Source organism: Achromobacter piechaudii NBRC 102461 (assembly GCF_001571245.1).
GTDB lineage: Bacteria > Pseudomonadota > Gammaproteobacteria > Burkholderiales > Burkholderiaceae_B > Achromobacter > Achromobacter piechaudii.
Window position 1 is genome coordinate 99,019 of the sequence record NZ_BCTK01000006.1, and the last position, 19,979, is coordinate 118,997.

Sequence of the window (19,979 nt, forward strand, 5' to 3'; positions counted from 1 at the left end):
ACCCATCATGAAAATCCTGATCACCGGCGGCGCCGGATTCCTCGGCCAGCGCCTGGCTCGCAAACTGCTGGAGCAGGGCACGCTCACGCTGGATGCGAACGGCCCGCAAGCCATCACCCGCATCGATCTGCTGGACGTCGTCAAGACCGACGCGTTCACCGACCCGCGCGTGCAATCCTGCGTGGGCGACATCGCCGACCCCGCCGTGCTGCGCCAGGCCATCGACACCGATACACGCGCCATCTTCCATCTGGCGGCCATCGTCAGCGGACAGGCCGAAGCCGATTTCGACCTTGGCATGCGCATCAACCTGGATGCTTCGCGCGCCTTGCTGGACGTTTGCCGCGCGCTGGGCCACCGGCCGCGCGTCGTCTTCACCAGCTCGGTCGCGGTGTATGGCGGCGATCTGCCGGCCACCGTGCGCGATGACACGGCCTTGAATCCGCAATCGTCCTACGGCACGCAGAAGGCGATTGCCGAGCTGCTGCTGGCCGACTACACGCGACGCGGCTTCGTGGACGGGCGCGTGCTGCGCCTGCCCACCATCAGCGTGCGTCCCGGCCGCCCCAACGCCGCTGCCTCGTCGTTTGCCAGCGGCATCATCCGCGAACCCTTGAACGGCGAACCCGCCGTCTGCCCCGTCAACGCCGACACGCGCTTGTGGCTGTTGTCGCCGCGCGGCGCCATCCAGGCCCTGATCGCCGGTTGCGAACTGCCAGCCGACGCCGTAGAGGACCGCATGCCGATCAACCTGCCTGGCGTGTCCGTCACGGTGTCCGACATGGAGCAGGCGCTGCGCGAGGTGGCGGGCGATGACGTTGCCGACCGCATCACGTGGCGGCCCGACGAGCGCGTGGAACGCATCGTCGGCAGTTGGCCCGGCCAATGGGACACCACCCGCGCCGCGCGCCTGGGCTTGAAGGGCGACGCCAGCTTTGCCGACACCATCCGCGCCTACATGGCCGACGACATGCCGCGTTCCAACGCGGCCTGATCGACTCCATTCGACGCCTGTTTCGATATCCCGGACCCTGACACCATGAGCCATCCACAATCTTCCTCCCGCCGCGTTGGCGTCATCGGCCTGGGCGCCATGGGCGTGGGCATCGCGCAGAGCCTGCGACGCGCCGGCCACGCCGTGTACGTCTACGACATCCGCCCCGACGCCACGGCCGCGTTCGCCGCTGACGGCGGCGTCGCCTGCGCCACGCTGGCCGACATGGGCGCCGCCTGCGACATCGTCATCAGCGTTGTCGTCAACGCCCAGCAGACCGAATCCGTGCTGTATGGCGAAGGCGGCATCGCGCCGCACCTGCGCGCGGGCGCGGTGTTCGTGATGTGTTCCACCGTCGATCCCAACTGGTCCATCGCGCTGGAATCGCGCCTGGCCGAACAGGACGTGCTGTACCTGGACGCGCCGATCTCCGGTGGCGCGGCCAAGGCCGCCGCCGGCCAGATGACGATGATGACGGCGGGCAGCGCGGCGGCGTACGCCGTCTGCGGCGATGTGCTGGAATCCATGGCGGGCAAGGTCTACCGCCTGGGCGAGCGCGCGGGCGCGGGCAGCAAGGTCAAGATCATCAACCAGTTGCTGGCCGGCGTGCATATCGCCGCCGCCGCCGAAGCCATGGCGCTGGGCCTGCGCGAAGGCGTGGACGCCGACGCGCTGTACGAGGTCATCACGCACAGCGCCGGCAACAGCTGGATGTTCGAGAACCGCATGCCGCACGTGCTGGCGGCCGACTACACGCCGCTGTCCGCCGTGGACATCTTCGTCAAGGATCTGGGGCTGGTGCTGGATACGGCCCGCCACAGCAAGTTCCCGCTGCCGCTGGCCTCGACCGCGCATCAGATGTTCATGCAGGCGTCCACCGCCGGACATGGACGCGAGGACGACAGCGCCGTCATCAAGATTTTTCCGGGCATCACATTGCCGGAGGCCAAATGAGCATCAAACTGGGCTGTATCGCCGACGACTTCACGGGGGCCACCGACTTGGCAAACAATCTGGTGCGCGCCGGCATGCGCACGGTGCAGACCATCGGCGTGCCGGATGCGCCGCTGCGCGGCGATGCGGACGCGGTGGTTGTGGCGCTCAAGACCCGCACGCTGCCTGCGTGCGAGGCCGTGGCGCAATCGCTGGCTGCGTTGCACTGGCTGCGTGAGCAGGGCGCAGAGCAGATCTATTTCAAGTATTGCTCGACCTTCGACAGCACGCCCGAGGGCAATATCGGGCCGGTGACCGATGCGCTGATGACGCAGTTGAACACCGCGTTCACCATCGCCACTCCCGCGTTTCCCGACAACAAGCGCACCGTCTTCAAGGGCTATCTGTTCGCGGGTGATGTTCTGCTCAACGAATCGGGCATGCAGCATCATCCGCTCACGCCGATGACCGACCCGAATCTGGTGCGCGTGTTGCAGGCGCAGACCACGCGCAAGGTCGGGCTGATCGACTACAGCGTGATTGCGCAAGGCGTTGACGCCATCGCCGCGCGGATCCAGGCCTTGCAGCAGGACGGCGTCGAGATCGCCATCGTGGATGCCGTGTCGAACGAAGACCTGTTGACGCTGGGCGCCGCGCTGCGTGGCATGCCGCTGGTCACGGCGGGTTCCGGCGTGGCGATCGGCTTGCCGGCCAATTGGGGGCTGTCCGAATCCAGCGCCGCGCCGCGTGCGCGCGTGCCGGGTTTGCAGGCTGTGGTGGCGGGCAGTTGCTCCACCGCCACGCAGGCGCAGGTGGCGGCTTTTGTCGAGAGCGGCCGGCCCGCGCTGGCGCTGGATCCGCTGCGGCTGGCGGCGGGCGAAGACGTCGTGGGCGAGGCGCTGGAATGGGCCGCGCCGCGCATGCAGGACGGCCCCGTGCTCATCTATTCCACCGCCGCGCCGGAGCAGGTCAAGGCGGCCCAGGGCGCGCTGGGCGTGGCCGAGGCGGGCGCGATGATCGAAGCGGCCGTCGCGCGCATCGCGGTCGGTCTGGTCGAGCGCGGCGTCGGCCAATTGATCGTCGCGGGCGGCGAGACCTCGGGCGCGGTGGTGCAGGCGCTGGGACTTGCCCAGATTGAAATCGGTCAGCAGATCGATCCCGGCGTGCCATGGTGCGCCGGCTATTCATCCGTCGCGGGGCGCGACCTCAGCATTGCGCTGAAGTCCGGCAACTTTGGCGCGCGCGATTTCTTCATCAAGGCGTTTCGCTGACGCGGATCGCCGCAAGACCAGGAGACAGGCATTGGCCAGCACACAACACAACACGCTCAAAGGCGGCTTGAAGTCGCGCCACCTGACGATGATGTCCATCGCCGGGGTCATCGGGGCGGCGCTGTTCGTCGGCTCCGGCAAACAGATCGCGTTGGCCGGCCCGGCCGTCATCCTGGCCTATCTGGGCGGCGGCATCCTGGTCATCCTGGCCATGCGCATGCTGGGCGAAATGGCGGTGGCGCAACCCGATACGGGTTCGTTCTCGACCTACGCCGACCGCGCCATCGGCCGCTGGGCCGGCTTTACCATCGGCTGGCTGTACTGGTACTTCTGGGCCTTGCTGATGGGCTGGGAAGCCTATGTGGCGGGGCAGATCCTGCACGGCTGGTTCCCCGTCGTGCCGGATTGGGGCTATGCGCTGTTCATCACCGTGGCGCTCATCGTCGTCAACTTCATGAACGTGCGCAACTATGGCGAATTTGAATTCTGGTTCGCGCTCATCAAGGTGATCGCGATCGTCGCGTTCCTCATCATCGGCAGCCTGGCCGTGGTGCACCTGTGGCCGTGGGGCGAGGCGCGTGGCGTGTCGCAACTGACCGCGCAGGGCTTCATGCCCAATGGCATCAAGTCGGTGGTGGTGGCGATGCTGGGCGTGATGTTCGCCTTCATCGGCGCGGAGATCGTCACGGTGGCCGCCGCCGAGTCGGCCGACCCCGCCCGCGAAATCATCAAGACGACGTGCTCGGTGGTGTGGCGCATCTGCCTGTTCTACGTAGGTTCCATCTTCCTGATCGTCTGCCTGGTGCCGTACAACGACCCCTTGCTGTCGCAGCCTACGCACGGCAGCTACAACGTGGCGCTGGCGGGCTTGGGCGTGCCGCACGCGCAGGCCATCGTGAATTTCATTGTGCTGACCTCGGTGTGCAGCTGCTTCAACTCGGCGCTCTACACGGCCTCGCGCATGCTGTATTCGCTGTCCACGCGCGGCGATGCGCACCGCATCATGCAGGTGACCGGACGCCGCACCGGCACGCCGTATGTCGGGGTGCTGGTCTCCAGCGTGTTTGCGTTCGTCGCCGTGTGGATGATGGCTACGTCCAAGATGGATCTTTACGACGTGTTGATGCAGGCCACGGGCACCATCGCGCTGTTCGTGTATCTGGCCATCGCGCTGTCGCAGCTGCGCATGCGTTACCGGCTACAGGCGCAGGGCGTCGAACTGAAATTCAAGATGTGGTGCTTCCCGTGGCTGACCTACGCGGTCATCGTGTGCATCATTGTCGCGCTGATCACGATGGTGGTCGAAGGCACGTACCGCAACGAAGTGGCGTACACGTCGCTGCTGGCGGGGGTGATCATCCTGATGGGGCTGGCCGCGCAGCGCTGGGACATTGGCACGTCCCGTCGGCGGCTACAGGTCAGCGGTGCGCCCGGCTGAGTCGCTTGGCCGCGTTCACCATATGGATACGGGCGGCTTCGCGCGCGCCTTCGACGTCCTGCTTGCGGATGGCCTCGACGATGGCGACGTGCTCTTGCAGCACGTCGCGCATCAGGTCGGCGTGACGCGCTTCGTTGCCGCGCGTGACGCGCGTGGCCGCTTCCAGGAACTGGCTGACGAAAGCCAGCGTCGTCAGGAAATAGGGGTTGCCCGTGGCGCGCGCGATGCTGCGATGAAACGCCACGTCTTCCTTGACGCCGTCACCACCGGCCGCGACCGATTCTGAAATGGCGGCCAGGGCCTGATCGATTTCCACCATGTCGCGTTTCTTCCGCACCGCCGCCGCCTGCGCGGCGATCTCGGTTTCCAGCGCGCGACGCAGGTCCACCACGTGCAGCACCGCGTCCAGCGAGGTGAGTTCGGTGGCGTCGATGCGCAGCGCCCGATTGCCGGTCAAACCGGTGACGTAGACGCCGCTGCCTTGCCGCGCCTCGACGATGCCATCCTGCCGCAGGCGCGACACCGCTTCGCGGATCACGGTGCGGCTGACGCCGAACTGCTCGGCCAGCGCCGCTTCGGTCGGCAGCTTTTCGCCCGGCAGCACGCGGCCGTCGTCGATCTCGGCGAGCAGGCGTTTGGCGACCGTGTCGGTCAGCGTGGGCTGGGAAGGAAGACGGGGGAACACCATGGATATTGAACGCAGGAAGGGGACGGCAAGCCGGAATCCAGGCCTCGGCCGGGCCCGGCGCCAATGATAACCGGTCGACCGCGGCTATATCGCGGGGCCGGCGTGCGCATCGCGCAGGCAGTCGATGAAACAGCGCGCGGCGGGCGTGGGCGGCGAGTCGGCGCGGGTCAGGATGGACACGCGCGCGGCCGGCAGCTCATGCGCCAGCGCCACTCTGCGCAGGCCACGCGGCAACAGCCGGTGTTCGAACAGATTGCGTACGAAGATGCCCAGCGCGTCGCTGTCCGCGATGATGGCCAGCGCCACGGCGATGGACTGGCACGGGATCACATCGCGCGGGGCGGGCAACTGGTGCGCCGCGAACGCCAGGCTCAACAGATTGGTGGGCGCCTGGATGTTGCCGGGCAGCAGCCACAGCGCGTCGTGCAGCTCGGCCAGCGAACACGCGTGGCGCAACGGATGGCCCGCGCGCGCGCCGACCGCCAGCGGCAGGGTGAACAGCGTGGTGCGGGCAAAGCCATCGTCGATGTCGCCGTCGTATTCCGTTTGCACCAGGAAGTCGTAGCGGCCCGATTCCAGTTGTTCGTGGCTGAACGGCGGCGCCACTTCGTTGAAGGCCACGGCCACCCGGGGCATGCGTGCGCGAAACGCCGCCAGCGCGGCGGGCAGCACGGTCAACGCGGCAGAGCTGACCGCCAGGTTCAAGGTGCCGCCTTCGCCATCGCGCATCTGCCCGATTTCTTCGTGCGCGCGGCGGGCTTCTTGCAGGATGACGACGGCGCGCTTGTACAGCGCATCGCCGTAGGAGGTCAGTTCGATGCCGCGTGCGCTGCGGCGCACCAGTTCCGCGCCCACGCTTTGTTCCAGTTCGCGCAGGCTGCGCGTGGCGGCGGGCTGCGTGACGAACAGGGCGCGCGCCGCCGCGCGGATGCTCCCGTGTTCGGCGATCAGGACAAAAGCGCGAAGTTGACGCAGGTTCATGGGGCAGGGATATAAGAAAAAGTTTTCACTGGAACAAAAATACTGTCTTTTGCTTATCTCGCGCCATCCGTATATTCACGCGGACGGGGCAGGCCAAGCGTCGGGAATCACCGACCACCGCCCCGGCACGGACATCAAGGGGAAAACAATGTCTATCGCCATCGCCGCCGGCTCGGGCCGGCAGAGCCTGCATTCATCGTCGATGCGCCGCCGCGTCATCGCCGGCACCACCATCGGCAACGCGCTGGAGTTCTTCGACTTCACGGTCTTCACGTTCCTGATGCTGATCATCGGGCCGCTGTTCTTTCCGGCCGCCTCCAGCTACGGCCAGTTGTTGTTGACCACGGCCACCTTCGGCGTGGGGTTCCTGATGCGGCCGGTGGGCGGCATGCTGATCGGTTCCTACGCAGATCGTCATGGCCGCCGCGCCGCCATGACGCTGACGCTGTGGCTGATGGGCCTGGGCTGCGCGCTGATCGCCGCCGCGCCCACCTACGCGCAAATGGGCGTGGCGGGCCCGGTGCTGATGGTGCTGGCGCGCTTGATACAAGGCTTCGCGGCGGGCGGCGAGGTCGGCGCGTCCACCACCTTGCTGGTCGAACACGCACCCGCGGACAAGCGCGGCTTTTATTCCAGCTGGCAGTTCGGCAGCCAGTCGCTGGGCGTGATGCTCGGGGCGCTGACGGTGGCGCTGCTGACCGCCGCGCTGACCAAAGAGCAGATGCAGGCGTGGGGGTGGCGCGTGCCTTTCGTCATCGGCATCCTGACCGTGCCCGTGGGCGCGTATATCCGCCGCAACCTGGAAGAGACGCTGGAACCGCCGCGCGCAGGCCAAGGCGTCCATGCCGGGTCGTCGGGCCCTGCGTCGACACACCAGCCGCTGCGCCGCGTCTTCGCCGAGCACAAGGCGCTGGTCGTCAAGGGCATCCTGCTGGTGATCGGCGGCATGGTCTGCGCGCAGATCATCGGCTTCTACATGCCCGCGTATGCCAACAAGGAATTGGGCCTGCCCGCCACGTCCACGCTGTTTGCCAGCGTGGTGCTGGGCGCTATCGGCTTCGTGCTCGCGCCGTTCGTCGGCATGTTGGCCGACCGGGTCGGGCGCAAGAGGGTCATCTTCTGGTCGCGCGCGGCCACGGTGTGCGCCTTGCTGCCTTGCTTCGAATGGCTGGTGTCCGCGCCCAGCACGGCGCGGCTGATGACGGTGATTGCGCTGCTGGCCGTGCTGCTGGCCTTGCAGACCGCGCCGGTCATCACGATGCTGCCCGAGCTGTTTCCCAAGGCCGTGCGCACCACCGGCATGTCGGTCGTGTATGGTCTGGGCATCTCGGTCTTTGGCGGCTTCGCGCAGTTCTTCGTGACCTGGCTGCTGCATGTCACCGGCAACCCCATGGCGCCCGCCTGGTACCTGATGGTGACCGTGACGCTTTCCACCGTGGTGTTGTTCTGGATTCAGGACCGCACCGGCAATGCAATCGACACTCAGGAGGCATGATGCCCAGCAGTACGAGCTACTTTCCCCGCAGTTACGCCGAGTCGCGCGAACGATTCCAAGCCGATGCCGCGCGCCTGGGTGCGAGGGTGGCGTCCTACCCCATCGAGGCGTTGGGCAGCGAGGGCGAGGCCTTGGCGACCGACATCGCGCTGATCGGCCAGCCCGATGCCGAGCGCCTGTTGATCATGACTTCCGCCACGCATGGCGTCGAAGGCTTTTGCGGCGCGGGCTGCCAGTTTTCACTGATGGACGATGCGGCCATGCTGCAACGCGCGCGCCAGGCGGGCGTTGCCTTGCTGCTGGTGCATGCGGTGAATCCCTACGGCTATTCATGGATCGCGCGTACTGACGAAGGCAACGTAGACCTGAACCGCAACGCGCAGCCCTTTGACGGCACGCCGCTGCCGTCCAACCCGGGCTACGGCGCGCTGCATTCCTTGCTGTTGCCCGAGCAATGGCCGCCCAGCGAAGACAACCAGCGCGATCTGGCGCGCTACGTGGCGGAACACGGCCATGCCGCGTTTGCGCAAGCCGTGTCGCGGGGCCAGTACACGCACCCCGACGGGCTGTTCTATGGCGGCGCCGCGCCCGCCGCGTCGCTCGTCAACCTGCGCACCATCCTGCAAACGCACGCCAGTCCTTTCGCGCACATCGGCTGGATCGACGTGCACACCGGCCTGGGGCCGCGCGGCCATGGCGAGAAAATCTACGCCGGCCGCCGCGATGAAGCCGAAGTGGCGCGGGCCCGCCAGTGGTGGGGCCTGGACATCGCCGTGCCGTTCCAGGGGACCTCGGCGTCCGTGGACATCACGGGCCATCTGGCCGGCTTGATCTATCAGGCGTGCCCGCGGTCTTCGCCGACCTTGATGGCGCTGGAATACGGCACCGTGCCGTTCGACGACATCGTGCTGGCACTGCGCGGCAGCAACTGGCTGCGCGCCAACCCGGACGCCCCGGCGGCGCTGCGCCGCGACATCCGCAACGCCACGCAGGACGCGTTCTATTGCCACGCGTATGACTGGCACGGGATGGTGCTGGGCCAAAGCCGCGTCGCGGTGCTGCAAGCCCTCTGCGGGTTGCAAGCGGCGCGCTGACGCTGCGCGGGCGACGGCGTCCGCGTGGCCCCGTCTTCAACACGCGAAGCCCGCTCCGACCCCTTGCCACCTCAAACCTGTTGAAACCTCGGGTTGCACCCGCCGTCGCCAGAGACTGGTGACGGTTGCACCTGCGCGCGAAAACGGCGTCCGGAATTACCCGCAGAAATCGCGCCTGGTTGGGTAATCCCTAGTTGAACCGCGCAGCAACCCGTCGATATGCTTCGGTTAACCGAGAGAACCGAAGAGTTCCAAGCGGAGGAGTTTTGAACCGAGCCGGCACTCGCTGACAAGGAAACAGGATTTGCATAGCGCGCCTCCATTGAACTCGGCCGTCACGGCCACGCGGGTCCAGCCGATACGCGTGATCCCGTGGGCAACGTGGCTGCACCGGGTTTTCGTCGTTCTGATGTATGCGTTCATGCTCTGCCCCATCGTGCTGGTGGTCTGGCTGAGTTTCTTCAAGGACGCCATTCTCTACTTCCCCCCGTCCGGCTACACGCTCTCCTGGTACGTGAAGGCCTGGCAGAACCCTGCGTTCGCCAATGGCTTTCTGTTCAGCTTGCAGGTGTCGCTGGTGGCTGCCGCCATCGGCGTCGTCATGGGCGTGCTGGCGGCCGTGGGCATCTCGCGCTATCGCTTCCGTGGCAGCAAGGGCGTCAACACGTTGCTGCTGTCGCCGCTGCTGATACCCGGCATCGTCGCGGGCGTGGGTATCTATCTGTTCTATCTGCGCGCCGAAGAGATGCTGGACCAGGACATCATTGGCACCTTCGGCGGGCTGGTCATCGCGCACGTCTGCCTGACGATCCCCTGGACGGTGCGCCTGGTCACGGCCGGCATGGCCGGCCTGGACAGCTCCATCGAAGAGGCCGCGCGCAACCTGGGCGCCAGCGCGCCGCGGGCATTCATGCGCGTGACGCTGCCGATGCTGCGCCCGTCCATCGTGGCGGCGGCGCTGTTCAGCTTCGTGGTGTCGTTTGAAAACCTGGAGCTGTCGCTGTCGCTGGTGGGCCCGGGCCGCACCACGCTGCCGATCGCGATCATGCAATACCTGGAATTCAATCTGGACCCGACCATCGCTGCGGTGGCATCGGTGCAAATCTTGCTGTTGGGAATCATCATGCTTGTGACCGACCGCTATGTGAAACTCAGTCAGGTGGTGTAAGAAATGGCGAAGGTCTCAATCGAAAATATCCGCAAGCAGTTTGGCGCGGCGGTGGCGGTATCCGATTTTTCCCTGGAGATCGCCGAAGGCGAACTCGTCACGTTCCTGGGCCCCAGCGGTTGCGGCAAGACCACGACGCTGCGCATGATCGCCGGCTTCATCACGCCGACATCCGGGCGCATCCGCATCGGCGACACCGATGTCACGCGGCTGCCGGTGCATAAGCGCGATACCGGCATGGTGTTCCAGCGCTATGCGCTGTTCCCGCACATGACCGTGGCCGAGAACGTGGCCTTCGGCCTGGAAATGCACAAGGTGCCCAAGTCCGAGCGCGACGCCAAGATCCGCCGCGTGCTGGACATGGTGCGCATGACCGAACTGCGCGACCGGTATCCGCGCCAACTGTCGGGCGGGCAGCAGCAACGCGTGGCGATTGCCCGCGCGCTGGCTATCGAACCCAAGGTGTTCCTGCTGGACGAGCCCTTGTCCAATCTGGACGCCAAGCTGCGTCTGGAAGTGCGCGAAGAGATCCGTTCCTTGCAGCAACGGCTGGGCCTGACCACCGTGTTCGTTACTCACGACCAGGAAGAGGCGCTGGCCATCGCCGACCGCATGGCCATCATGCATGACGGCATCGTGCAGCAAGTGGGCGCGCCGTCCACGCTGTACGAGCGCCCGGCCAATCTGTTCGTGGCCGACTTCCTGGGCAAGATGAACGTGTTCACGGGCAAGGGCCAGGCCGACAACCAGTTTCATACCGATGCGGGGCAACGCATCGCCACGCCGGGCGGCTCGGGCGCGACGCACGTGGGCGTGCGGCCCGAGCGCGTGCGCTTGGCCGAACAGCCCTCGGGCGGCAACGCCCTGGCGGGCGTGGTGGAGTCGTCGCTGTACCTGGGCTCGGTGCTGGAAGTGCGCGTGCAGCTGGAAGGCGGCAACCGCATGATCAGCCAGATCGTCAATGGCGGCGCAGGCCGCGCGCAGCCGGCGCCCGGCGCGCGCGTCTATGCGTGTTTCGAGCCCGAAGACTGCGTGGCCTTCACGCAATAGGAGCCGCCATGACGACCGCAACCGTAGACGGGCGGCCCAGCCGCTGGCTGGGGCCTGGACTGGCCTTTCCCGCATCCCTGGTGGTGCTGGTGATCATCCTGGTTCCCATCCTGCAACTGGCGCGCTACAGCTTCAATCATTTCGATCCGGCGGAGCTGATGCAGACCGCCTTCACTTTCGAGAACTACGCCAAGTTCTTCGGCGACCCCTACTACCGCGACATCTTCTTCACGACGCTGGGCATCGCGGCGCTGTGCACCGTGCTGGCGCTGGTGCTGGGTTTTCCGGTGGCATATTTCCTGGCGCGCACGCAAAGCCGCTACAAGAGCCTGTTCGTGATCCTGCTGGTGTTCCCGCTGATGGTGGGCAACGTGGTGCGCGCGGCGGGCTGGATGGTGGCGCTGGGCAACGCGGGCGTGGTGAACGCCGTGTTGCAGGGGCTGGGCCTGGTCGACCGGCCCATCACGCTGATGTACACGCCCACGGCGGTGGTCATCGGCACCACGGCCGTCGTCATGCCGTACCTGATCCTGACGCTGCAAAGCGTGCTGGAAGGCATGGACTTGTCGGTGGAAGAGGCCGCGCGCAACGTGGGCGCCAACTTCTTCACGACGTTTCGCCGCATCGTGCTGCCGATTGCCGCGCCGGGCGTGGCGGCGGGCACGATGCTGGTTTTCATTCTTTGCATGAACGCCTACGCCACGCCGGTGCTGCTGGGCGGCTCCGGCCTGACGATGATGGCGCCCGCACTGTATGACCAGATCACGCGCGCCTCGAACTGGCCGTTCGGCGCGGCGCTGGCCGTCATTCTGGTCTGCGGCACGCTGGTCATCGCATTGATTTCGAACTGGCTGATCCATCGGCGCTACATCAAGACCATGGCGTCTTGAGCCGAGCCACAACAAGGAAACCCCATGGCATCCGTATTGTTCAAGAACGCGAATCTGCTTGATCCCTTGCAGGCCGACCTGCTGGAAGGGCATCACGTGCTGGTCGAGGACGGCGTCATCAAGGAAGTGTCCGACAAGCCGATCACCAGCGCATCGGCGCAGGTGATCGATGCCGCCGGCCGCACGCTGATGCCCGGCCTGATCGACCTGCACGTGCATGTGCTGGCCACGCAGCTGAACCTGAGCACGCAGGGCGTGCTGCCCGATGCGCTGGTGATGATGCGCGCGGTGCCGATCATGGCGGCGATGCTGCGCCGGGGCTTTACTACCGTGCGCGACGCGGGCGGGGCAGGGTGGGGCTTGAAGTGCGCGGTCAACGAAGGCACGGTCAAGGGGCCGCGTCTGTTCATCTCGGGCCGCGCCATCAGCCAGACGGGCGGGCACGGCGATCCACGTCCGCGTTCCGACCATCTGCGCCCGATGAGCTTTTGCGGTTGCTGCTTCCGCGCAGGCGACATCGGCCGTGTAGCCGATGGCATCGACGACGTGCGCAAGGCGGTGCGCCAGGAATTGCAGATGGGCGCGGACCAGATCAAGATGATGGCCTCGGGCGGCGTCGCATCGCCCACCGATCCCATAGCGTCCTACGGCTATTCGGAAGAAGAGATCCGAGTCATCGTCGAGGAAGCCGCCAGCCGCCAGACCTACGTCATGGCGCATTCCTACACCGCCGACGCCATCGAACGCGCTGTGCGCAATGGCGTGCGCACGATTGAACACGGCAACCTGGTCGACGAGCGCGTGGCGCGTTTCATGGCCGAGAAGGGCGCCTTCGTGGTGCCCACGCTGGTGACCTACGAAGCGCTGGCCAATGAAGGCGCCGACTACGGCCTGCCCGCCGATTCCGTCGCCAAGATCGCTACCGTGCGCACGGCTGGCCTGCACTCGCTTGAGATCTACAAGAAGGCAGGCGTGAAGATCGGCTACGGCTCGGATCTGCTGGGGCCGTCGCAGCGCCTGCAAAGCGATGAATTCCGCATCCGCAATGAAGTCCTGTCCGCGCAGGAAGTGATCCAGTGCGCCACCACCACGGCGGCCGAAGTGCTGAACCAGGTCGGCCAGCTTGGCCGCATCCAGGCGGGCGCATTGGCGGACGTGCTGCTGGTCGATGGCAATCCGTATCGCGATCTGTCGTGTCTGTTGGGGCAGGGCGAGCACCTGGCGCTCATCATGAAGGGCGGCGTGATCGAACATAACGGCCTGGGAGCCTGAACACCATGAGCGATCCCACGTTTTCGCAATCGGAAGTCGGTGAGGAATCCCGCGACGTCAACGCCGCCAAGGGCTGGCATCCGCCGTCGGCGCCCGCCTCGCGCGACCGGGGCCTGGGCCCGTTTCCCCGACTGATCCTGCGCGGCGCGACCATCATCGATGGCACCGGCGCGCCGCCCTGGGGTCCGGTCGACATCGTCATCGAGAACGAGCGCATCACCGCGCTGGTCAACGTGGGCACGCCGCACAAGGCCATCGACCCGAAGCGCCGGCCCGGCCCGGGCGATCACGAAATCGATTGCCACGGCAAGTTCGTCACGCCCGGCTTCGTGGATGCGCACGCGCATATCGGCACGCCGTATCACGCCATGAGCGGCATCGTGCCGCCGGCCGACTACATCTACAAGCTGTGGCTGGCGCACGGCGTGACCACCGTGCGGGAGATGGGTGCGATGGGCGGGCTGGGTTGGACGATGGAGCAGCGCGAGCTGTCCGCCGCCAACAAGATCGCTGCGCCGCGCATGGTGGTGCATTCGGTGTTTCCCGCCGTGAACGACCGCGTCAAGACCATCCACACGCCCGAACAGGGCCGCGAATGGGTGCGCAAGCTGGCCGCGCGGGGCGCCGATGGCATCAAGTTCTTCGGCGCGCCGCCCGCCATCATGGAAGCGGCGCTGGACGAAGCGGCGCAGCTGGGCCTGCGCTCGGGCTGCCACCACGCGCAGATGGCCGTCACCCGCGTGAATGCGCTCAAGTCCGCGCGCTGGGGCCTGACCAGTTCCGAACACTATTACGGCTTGCCCGAAGCGCTGTTCGAAGACCGCGTGGTGCAGTCCTTCCCGACCGACTACAACTATAGCGACGAATACTATCGCTTCGCCGTGGCCGGCCAGACCTTCATGCAGGCAGCGCAACCGGGCTCGGCCAAGTGGCGCCAGGTCATGGATGAATTCCTGGAACTGGGCCACACCTTCGTGCCCACCTTCAACATCTACGACGCCAACCGCGACCTGATGCGGGCGCGCCGCGCCGATTGGCACGACGAGTACACGTGGAAGGCGGTGTGGAAGTATTTTCAACCGCAGCGCGGCGGCCACGGCGCTTACTGGTATCGCTGGAGCACCACCAACGAGATCGAATGGAAGCAGAACTACCGGCTGTGGATGCAGTTCATCAACGAATACAAGAACCTGGGCGGCCGCGTGTGCGCCGGCAGCGATTCGGGCTTCATCTTCCAGATCTACGGTTTCGGTTTCGTGCGTGAACTTGAGCTGTTGCAGGAAGCCGGCTTTCATCCCATCGAAGTGCTGCGCGCCGCCACCTCGCAAAGCGCCGCCTTGCTGGGCATCGACGATGACACCGGTTCCATCGACGTGCAAAAGCGCGCCGACCTGCTGATCCACGATCAGAACCCGCTGACCGATTTCAAGCTGCTGTTCGGCACCGGCGCCATGCGCCTGAACGATGAGACGGCCAAGGTGCAATGGCAGCGCTGCCTGCGCACGACCATCAAGTCGGGCGTGGTGTACGACACCGCCGAATTGCTGGCCGACGTGCGCAAGATGGTCAAGGACAGCTGGGCGGAAGACCCCGACGGCGAACGCCCGCCCTTTGGCGGTTCGCCGGCCGGTTCTCCGTGCGACAGCGCGGACGAGGCGTCCTGAGATGGCTGTCGACCTGTTCCTGTTGTGCGGCTTCCTGGGTAGCGGCAAGACGACGCTGCTGGTGGATTACCTGCGTGATCCGGCCTCGCGCGACACCGGCGTCATCGTCAACGAGGCGGGCGAGGTCGGCGTCGATGGCGCCATCGTGGCGAACGACAGCGACAACGTGCCGATGACGTTGATGGCCAATGGCTGCGTCTGCTGCTCGTTGCGTAGCGATCTGGTCTACACCTTGAGCGCGTTGCTGGACGCGCCGCGCCCCGAAGGCGAAGGGCCGTTGCAGCGCGTGATCCTGGAATGCAGCGGCTTGTCGCGGCCCGGTCCCATCATCGCGTCGCTGGCCGACCCCGAGCTGGCCAGCCGGGGCCTGCGGCTGACGGTCGTGTGCACCGATGACTGCGCGCGCGACCCCGACGCGCTGGCCGACATGGATGAGGCGATGGCGCAGTTCGGCGCCGCGCACCGCATCGTGCTGACCAAGACCGACCTGCTGCCCGCCGCTGATCGGCAAGCGCGCGCCGAGCGAGCGGCGGCGTTGAATCCCTTGGCCGAGATCATTGCCGAACCCGAGCGCAGCCGCGCCGTGCAGGCCGCGTTCTCGCCGTCGCAAGGCGTCGCCGATCTGGCCGGGCTGGCCGCGCGCATGCTGACCAGCGATTCCACACGCGCCGCGCACCCGCGCATCCGCGTGATGGCGGCGCGCGCCAAAGCTGGCATCAGCTGGACCGATTTTTCAGAATGGCTGGATAACCTGGCCGGCTTGTGCGGCGAGCGCCTGCTGCGTGTGAAGGCGGTGGTGCGCGTCTCGGAATGCGCCGAGCCGATCCTGATCCAGTCGGTGGGCACGACGTTCAGCGCGCCGCAGCGCCTGACGCGCCAGCCCGATGCGCGCGACGCGATCATTGTCATCGCGCGCGACATCGATGCGGCGCAGATACGCGCGCTGGCGCCGGACGCGCCGGTAGAGATGCTGGCCTGAATGTTCTTTCTTACCCGACGCGCGGACGGGCACAGCCGGCCGCGACGCCGCACCGTAGCAAGTCGTCAGTTCCCCTTCGATACGAGGTTGTTATGCAAGAGAAAAACCTGAGTCGCCGTGGCTTTATCAAGACCGCCTCCGGCCTGGCCCTGGCCCCGGCGTTGGGCTGGGTGCCCGGCATGGCGCACGCCGCCGAAAAAGAAATCGTCGTGGGCACCTGGGGCGGCGATTACCAGAACCTGCTTCAGCAGATCATCAACCCCATCGTCGAGAAGCAGGGCGTGAAGGTGGTGTACGACACCGGCAACGCCGTGGGCCGCGTGACCAAGCTGCGCGCGGAAAAGAATTCGCGGCGCGGCAGCATGGACATTGCGCTGCTGGGCGAAGTCGATATGTATGACGCGGAACGTTCCGGCACGCTGGAACCCATCGATGCCAAGAAGCTGCCCAATCTGGCGCACGCCATCGCCGCGTTGAAGACGCCGTATTCGATTCCGCATATCTTCAGCGCGATGACCCTGGTGTACAACACCGAAAAATTCCCCACGCCGCCAGATTCTCTGGAAGTGCTGCTGGACCCGAAGTGGAAAGGCCAGGTGGGCTTTTCGGACATCCTGTACCTGTACAACTCGGTCTTCGTCGGCCTGGGCGCGGGCGGCGACACCAAGACCTTCGATGGCGGCAAGCGCTTCCTGGCCAAGCTCAAGTCCAACGCGCCGCGCATCTATCCGTCCAACGAGGCCGTGGCGTCGGCGTTCAAGTCCGGCGAGATCGCGATTGCGTGCATGTGGAAGGCGCGTGCGCTGCAATGGAAGGACAGCGGCTTGCCGCTGGGCTTCGTGATTCCGAAGGAAGGCTCGGTGCCAGTGTCGTTCGAAGCGGGCGTGGCCAAGAACAGCCGCAACAAGGACGCCGCGTGGGAATACCTGAACGCGATGCTGGACCCGCAGGGCCAGGTCGGCTTCGCTGAGAAAATGGGTTATGCGCCCACGGTTACCAATGCGACGCTGCCGGAGAACCTCAAGCGCGTGGGCTTCACCGACGCCGAAGTGAAACTGTTGCGTCCGTATGACCTGAAGGGCCTGACCGAAGGCAAGGCCGACATGCTGGAATTCTGGAACAAGGAATTCAAGGCGGGTTGATGCATCGGGGTTGATGCATCGGATGTGATGCATCGGGATTGAAGCGAGCGGGGCCGGCATGACCGGCCCCGTTTGCGTTCATTCGCCGCGCCGCGCCGCCTCGATCCTGGCGACGTCGATCTTGCCCATCGTCATCATGGCTTCGAAGACGCGCTTGGCGGCGGCGCGGTCCGCGCCCGTGTACGCCTCGGTCAACACGCGTGGCGTGATCTGCCAGGACAGACCCCACTTGTCCTTGCACCAGCCGCAATCGCTTGCCGCGCCGCCGTTCTGGACGATGGCGTTCCACAGGCGATCGGTTTCTTCCTGATCGTCGGTGGCGACCTGGAATGAAAAAGACTCATTGTGCGAAAACGCCGGGCCGCCGTTCAGGCCCAGGCAGGGGATGCCCATCACGGTGAACTGCACGGTCAGCACTTCGCCTTCCTTGCCGGAGGGGTAGTCGGACGGGGCCTCGTGGACGGCGTCAACCGAGCTGTCGGGAAACGTCTTGGCGTAGAACTGCGCAGCTTCCAGCGCGGTGCCGTCGAACCAGAGGCATATGGTGTTCTTGGGAATCATCGGGGGTCTCCTCGTGGATTTACCCGCCGCCGCCGACGCCCGAACCACCGGCGCAAATTGCGTAAACGGGTTTCGAATTTGTCAGGATACGCGCTTGCCCGCGCCATATTCCCCTCGTCAAAGCCCGGTTTCAAATGTCACGCTTTTTGCGGAAAGCGCTTGCGCCAATGATGAAATGTTATATCATTCGTCCGCTATTTTGTAATGATATAACATCCGAGAGAATGTAAATGAAAGGCAAGAAGCTGGGGTTCAAGAAGGGAAAGAGAGCAGTCGCCAACGTGCGGGCCGCGCGCCGTGCAAGCCTGAAACCGCTGGTCTGCTCGCTGATGCTGATCGCGCCCGTGGCGCAGGCCGAGACCGATGCGGACGCGACCCGCGCCAAGACGCTTGCGCCCATCACCGTGTCGGCCAATCCGCTGGGCCTGGACTTGAACAGCACCACGCTGCCGGCCTCGGTTCTGGAAGGCGACGCCTTGATTGAACAGCGCACGGGCACGCTGGGCGAAACGCTGAAGAACCTGCCCGGCGTGAACAGCGATACGTTCGGCGGCGGCGCAAGCCGTCCCGTGATCCGGGGCCAGACCGCGCCGCGCGTGAAGGTGCTGTCAGACGGCTCCGAAGTGATGGACGCATCCAGCATCTCGCCCGACCATGCCGTAACCGTCGAACCCCTGCTGGCCGAGCGCATCGAAGTGCTGCGCGGCCCCGCCACGCTGCTGTATGGCGGCGGCGCGATCGGCGGCGTGGTCAACGTGGTCGACAAGAAGGTGCCCACCGCCGTCCCGGAAAAGGGCGTTGAAGCCGAAGCGGAATTGCGCGGCGCAACCGGCACCAAGGAGCGCTCCGGCGCGGTCGGCATCACGGCTGGCGAAGGCCAGTTCGCCGTGCGCGTCGAAGGCATGAAGCGCCGCACCAGCGACTACGACGTGCCCGACTGGCCGGGCGGCAAGCTGGAAGGCTCGTACAGCGAGTCCGCGCAGGGCTCGGTCGGCATGTCGTGGATCACCCCGCGCGGTTACGTCGGCCTGGCGTTCACGCATCTGGAAAGCAAATACGGGTTGCCCGGTCACAACCACGAATACGAAGGCTGCCACCCGCACGGCACGCACCTGCACTGCGGCGGCCACGACGACCACGACCATGACGAGGAAGGCCACGACCACGACCATGACCACGAGCATGGCGGCGTGCCGTATGTGAAGTTGCGCAGCAATCGCCTGGACCTGCGCGCCGAATACCAGGACCCCTTCGCCGGCTTTGAAAAAATCCGTGTGCGGGGCGGCCTGACGGACTATCAGCACGACGAGATCGAAGGCGGCGAAGTCGGCACGCGCTTCAAGAACAAGGGCTACGACCTGCGGGTGGAATTGCAGCACAAGCCGGTGGCCGGCTGGCGCGGCGTGGTCGGCATGCAGAACGCCTATAGCGATTTCCGCGCGGAAGGCGAAGAAGCGTTCCTGCCGCGCAGCCGCACGCGTTCGAATGGCCTCTTCGTGCTTGAGGAATACCAGTTGAACGACTGGCGTTTCGAATTGGGCGCTCGGCAGGACTGGCAGCGCATCTCGCCCGAAGGCGGGGCGTCACGCAGCAGCCTGTCGGGCACGTCGCTGTCGGCGGCCGCCATCTGGGATTTCGCGCCGCAATATTCCGTGGCGCTGTCGCTGTCGCGCTCGCAGCGCCTGCCCAACGCGCAGGAGCTGTACGCCGACGGCGTTCACCTGGCCACCAATACGTATGAGTTGGGCAACGCGGACCTGGGCCGCGAAACCTCGCACAACATCGACCTGACCTTGCGCAAGCACGCCGGCGACACCACGTTCTCCGCCAGCGTGTTCCACAACCGCGTCAAGAACTACATCTACGCCAACACGCTGGACCGCTATGAGGATTTCCGGCTGATCGAATACACGCAGCGCGACGCGGAATTCACCGGCGTGGAAGGCGAGCTGCGCCATCAGTTCACCCCCGTGTTCTCGGCCGCCGTCTTCGGCGACTACGTGCGCGGCAAGCTGACGGGCGGCGACGGCAACCTGCCGCGCATCCCGGCAGCGCGCGCCGGCGTGCGCGGCAACGTGAAGTGGCAGCAGTGGTCGGGCGGCGTGGAATACGCGCGCGTGTTCTCGCAGAAGGACATCGCGTCGTATGAAGACAGCACGCCGGGCTACAACCTGGTGAACGCGGTGGTGGCGTACCGGGGCCGGTACGGCGAGACGGGTTACGAGGTCTACGTGCGCGGCACCAACCTCTTGAACAAGCTGGCGTACAACCATGCTTCGTTCATCTCGTCGGTGGCGCCGCTGCCGGGTCGCAGCGTGATGCTGGGCGTGCGGATGACGTATTGATTCCCTGAGCGAGC

The 19,979-nt window shown here is 65.9% G+C and carries 17 protein-coding genes; 14 read left to right on the forward strand and 3 right to left on the reverse strand.

All coding sequences use genetic code 11. From position 1 onward, the window contains the following. Positions 1-7 precede the first annotated feature (7 nt). The 4 genes from denD (at position 8) to API01S_RS12635 (ending at position 4,636) form a co-directional block, all read left to right on the forward strand. Positions 8-994: a D-erythronate dehydrogenase gene (denD, locus tag API01S_RS12620; RefSeq protein ID WP_050728540.1), complete on the forward strand. Its 987-nt coding sequence runs from the start codon at positions 8-10 to the stop codon at positions 992-994. A gap of 45 nt (positions 995-1,039) precedes the next feature. Then, positions 1,040-1,948, forward strand: coding sequence for an L-threonate dehydrogenase (gene ltnD / locus API01S_RS12625; RefSeq protein WP_050728541.1), 909 nt, complete (start codon positions 1,040-1,042; stop codon positions 1,946-1,948). Further along, positions 1,945-3,198, forward strand: coding sequence for a 3-oxo-tetronate kinase (gene otnK, locus API01S_RS12630; RefSeq protein ID WP_050728542.1), 1,254 nt, complete (start codon positions 1,945-1,947; stop codon positions 3,196-3,198). The genes ltnD and otnK overlap by 4 nt, the downstream gene beginning before the upstream one ends. Positions 3,199-3,286: 88 nt before the next feature. Then, positions 3,287-4,636 carry an amino acid permease gene (locus API01S_RS12635; protein WP_231689365.1) on the forward strand — a complete coding sequence of 450 codons (1,350 nt, stop codon included), beginning with the start codon at positions 3,287-3,289 and terminating at the stop codon, positions 4,634-4,636. On the opposite strand, the gene API01S_RS12640 is transcribed toward API01S_RS12635, so the two are convergent. Both API01S_RS12640 and API01S_RS12645 read right to left on the reverse strand, forming a co-directional pair. Beyond that, positions 4,617-5,324 (reverse strand): FadR/GntR family transcriptional regulator, encoded by a 708-nt coding sequence (locus API01S_RS12640; protein ID WP_050728544.1) that lies wholly within the window; start codon positions 5,322-5,324, stop codon positions 4,617-4,619. The two genes, API01S_RS12635 and API01S_RS12640, sit on opposite strands and share 20 nt — an antisense overlap. Before the next feature lie 84 nt (positions 5,325-5,408). Further along, the gene (locus tag API01S_RS12645; RefSeq protein ID WP_050728545.1) at positions 5,409-6,305 is read right to left on the reverse strand and encodes a LysR substrate-binding domain-containing protein; all 897 of its coding nucleotides are present in this window, start codon (positions 6,303-6,305) and stop codon (positions 5,409-5,411) included. 148 nt (positions 6,306-6,453) lie between these two features. Between API01S_RS12645 and API01S_RS12650 the strand changes: the two genes are divergently transcribed. From API01S_RS12650 to API01S_RS12690, 9 genes are all read left to right on the forward strand, one after another. Beyond that, positions 6,454-7,800, forward strand: coding sequence for an MFS transporter (locus API01S_RS12650; RefSeq protein WP_050728546.1), 1,347 nt, complete (start codon positions 6,454-6,456; stop codon positions 7,798-7,800). Then, positions 7,797-8,894 (forward strand): M14 family metallopeptidase, encoded by a 1,098-nt coding sequence (locus API01S_RS12655; protein ID WP_082305985.1) that lies wholly within the window; start codon positions 7,797-7,799, stop codon positions 8,892-8,894. Before API01S_RS12650 ends, API01S_RS12655 begins: the two co-directional genes overlap by 4 nt. A 304-nt stretch (positions 8,895-9,198) precedes the next feature. Then, positions 9,199-10,062, forward strand: a complete 864-nt coding sequence (locus API01S_RS12660) for an ABC transporter permease (protein ID WP_231689354.1) — start codon at positions 9,199-9,201, stop codon at positions 10,060-10,062. A 3-nt stretch (positions 10,063-10,065) separates the two neighbouring features. Then, a complete protein-coding gene (locus tag API01S_RS12665; RefSeq protein WP_050728549.1) occupies positions 10,066-11,112 on the forward strand; it encodes an ABC transporter ATP-binding protein in 1,047 nt (348 codons plus the stop codon). An 8-nt stretch (positions 11,113-11,120) separates the two neighbouring features. Continuing rightward, positions 11,121-12,002 carry an ABC transporter permease gene (locus API01S_RS12670; protein ID WP_006216103.1) on the forward strand — a complete coding sequence of 294 codons (882 nt, stop codon included), beginning with the start codon at positions 11,121-11,123 and terminating at the stop codon, positions 12,000-12,002. A gap of 24 nt (positions 12,003-12,026) precedes the next feature. Further along, complete coding sequence (locus API01S_RS12675) at positions 12,027-13,274, forward strand: metal-dependent hydrolase family protein (protein ID WP_061304689.1); 1,248 nt, start codon at positions 12,027-12,029, stop codon at positions 13,272-13,274. 5 nt (positions 13,275-13,279) lie between these two features. Continuing rightward, positions 13,280-14,938 carry an amidohydrolase family protein gene (locus API01S_RS12680; RefSeq protein ID WP_006216099.1) on the forward strand — a complete coding sequence of 553 codons (1,659 nt, stop codon included), beginning with the start codon at positions 13,280-13,282 and terminating at the stop codon, positions 14,936-14,938. 1 nt (position 14,939) lies between these two features. After that, the gene (locus tag API01S_RS12685) at positions 14,940-15,917 is read left to right on the forward strand and encodes a CobW family GTP-binding protein (protein ID WP_050728551.1); all 978 of its coding nucleotides are present in this window, start codon (positions 14,940-14,942) and stop codon (positions 15,915-15,917) included. A 92-nt stretch (positions 15,918-16,009) separates the two neighbouring features. After that, a complete protein-coding gene (locus API01S_RS12690) occupies positions 16,010-17,059 on the forward strand; it encodes an ABC transporter substrate-binding protein (RefSeq protein ID WP_061304691.1) in 1,050 nt (349 codons plus the stop codon). Positions 17,060-17,137: 78 nt separating this feature from the next. Here the strand turns inward: API01S_RS12690 and API01S_RS12695 are convergent, their stop codons facing one another. Continuing rightward, complete coding sequence (locus tag API01S_RS12695) at positions 17,138-17,620, reverse strand: VOC family protein (RefSeq protein WP_006216096.1); 483 nt, start codon at positions 17,618-17,620, stop codon at positions 17,138-17,140. 329 nt (positions 17,621-17,949) lie between these two features. On the opposite strand from API01S_RS12695, the gene API01S_RS12700 reads away from it, so the two are divergent. Then, positions 17,950-19,965: a TonB-dependent receptor domain-containing protein gene (locus API01S_RS12700; protein ID WP_156487123.1), complete on the forward strand. Its 2,016-nt coding sequence runs from the start codon at positions 17,950-17,952 to the stop codon at positions 19,963-19,965. Positions 19,966-19,979: the final 14 nt, after the last annotated feature.

Coding starts and splice junctions, on each gene's coding strand:
- denD (WP_050728540.1), top strand. CDS start 8: ATGAAAATCCTGATCACCGGCGGCGCCGGATTCCTCGGCCAGCGCCTG.
- ltnD (WP_050728541.1), top strand. CDS start 1,040: ATGAGCCATCCACAATCTTCCTCCCGCCGCGTTGGCGTCATCGGCCTG.
- otnK (WP_050728542.1), top strand. CDS start 1,945: ATGAGCATCAAACTGGGCTGTATCGCCGACGACTTCACGGGGGCCACC.
- API01S_RS12635 (WP_231689365.1), top strand. CDS start 3,287: ATGATGTCCATCGCCGGGGTCATCGGGGCGGCGCTGTTCGTCGGCTCC.
- API01S_RS12640 (WP_050728544.1), bottom strand. CDS start 5,324: ATGGTGTTCCCCCGTCTTCCTTCCCAGCCCACGCTGACCGACACGGTC.
- API01S_RS12645 (WP_050728545.1), bottom strand. CDS start 6,305: ATGAACCTGCGTCAACTTCGCGCTTTTGTCCTGATCGCCGAACACGGG.
- API01S_RS12650 (WP_050728546.1), top strand. CDS start 6,454: ATGTCTATCGCCATCGCCGCCGGCTCGGGCCGGCAGAGCCTGCATTCA.
- API01S_RS12655 (WP_082305985.1), top strand. CDS start 7,797: ATGATGCCCAGCAGTACGAGCTACTTTCCCCGCAGTTACGCCGAGTCG.
- API01S_RS12665 (WP_050728549.1), top strand. CDS start 10,066: ATGGCGAAGGTCTCAATCGAAAATATCCGCAAGCAGTTTGGCGCGGCG.
- API01S_RS12670 (WP_006216103.1), top strand. CDS start 11,121: ATGACGACCGCAACCGTAGACGGGCGGCCCAGCCGCTGGCTGGGGCCT.
- API01S_RS12675 (WP_061304689.1), top strand. CDS start 12,027: ATGGCATCCGTATTGTTCAAGAACGCGAATCTGCTTGATCCCTTGCAG.
- API01S_RS12680 (WP_006216099.1), top strand. CDS start 13,280: ATGAGCGATCCCACGTTTTCGCAATCGGAAGTCGGTGAGGAATCCCGC.
- API01S_RS12685 (WP_050728551.1), top strand. CDS start 14,940: ATGGCTGTCGACCTGTTCCTGTTGTGCGGCTTCCTGGGTAGCGGCAAG.
- API01S_RS12690 (WP_061304691.1), top strand. CDS start 16,010: ATGCAAGAGAAAAACCTGAGTCGCCGTGGCTTTATCAAGACCGCCTCC.
- API01S_RS12695 (WP_006216096.1), bottom strand. CDS start 17,620: ATGATTCCCAAGAACACCATATGCCTCTGGTTCGACGGCACCGCGCTG.
- API01S_RS12700 (WP_156487123.1), top strand. CDS start 17,950: ATGCTGATCGCGCCCGTGGCGCAGGCCGAGACCGATGCGGACGCGACC.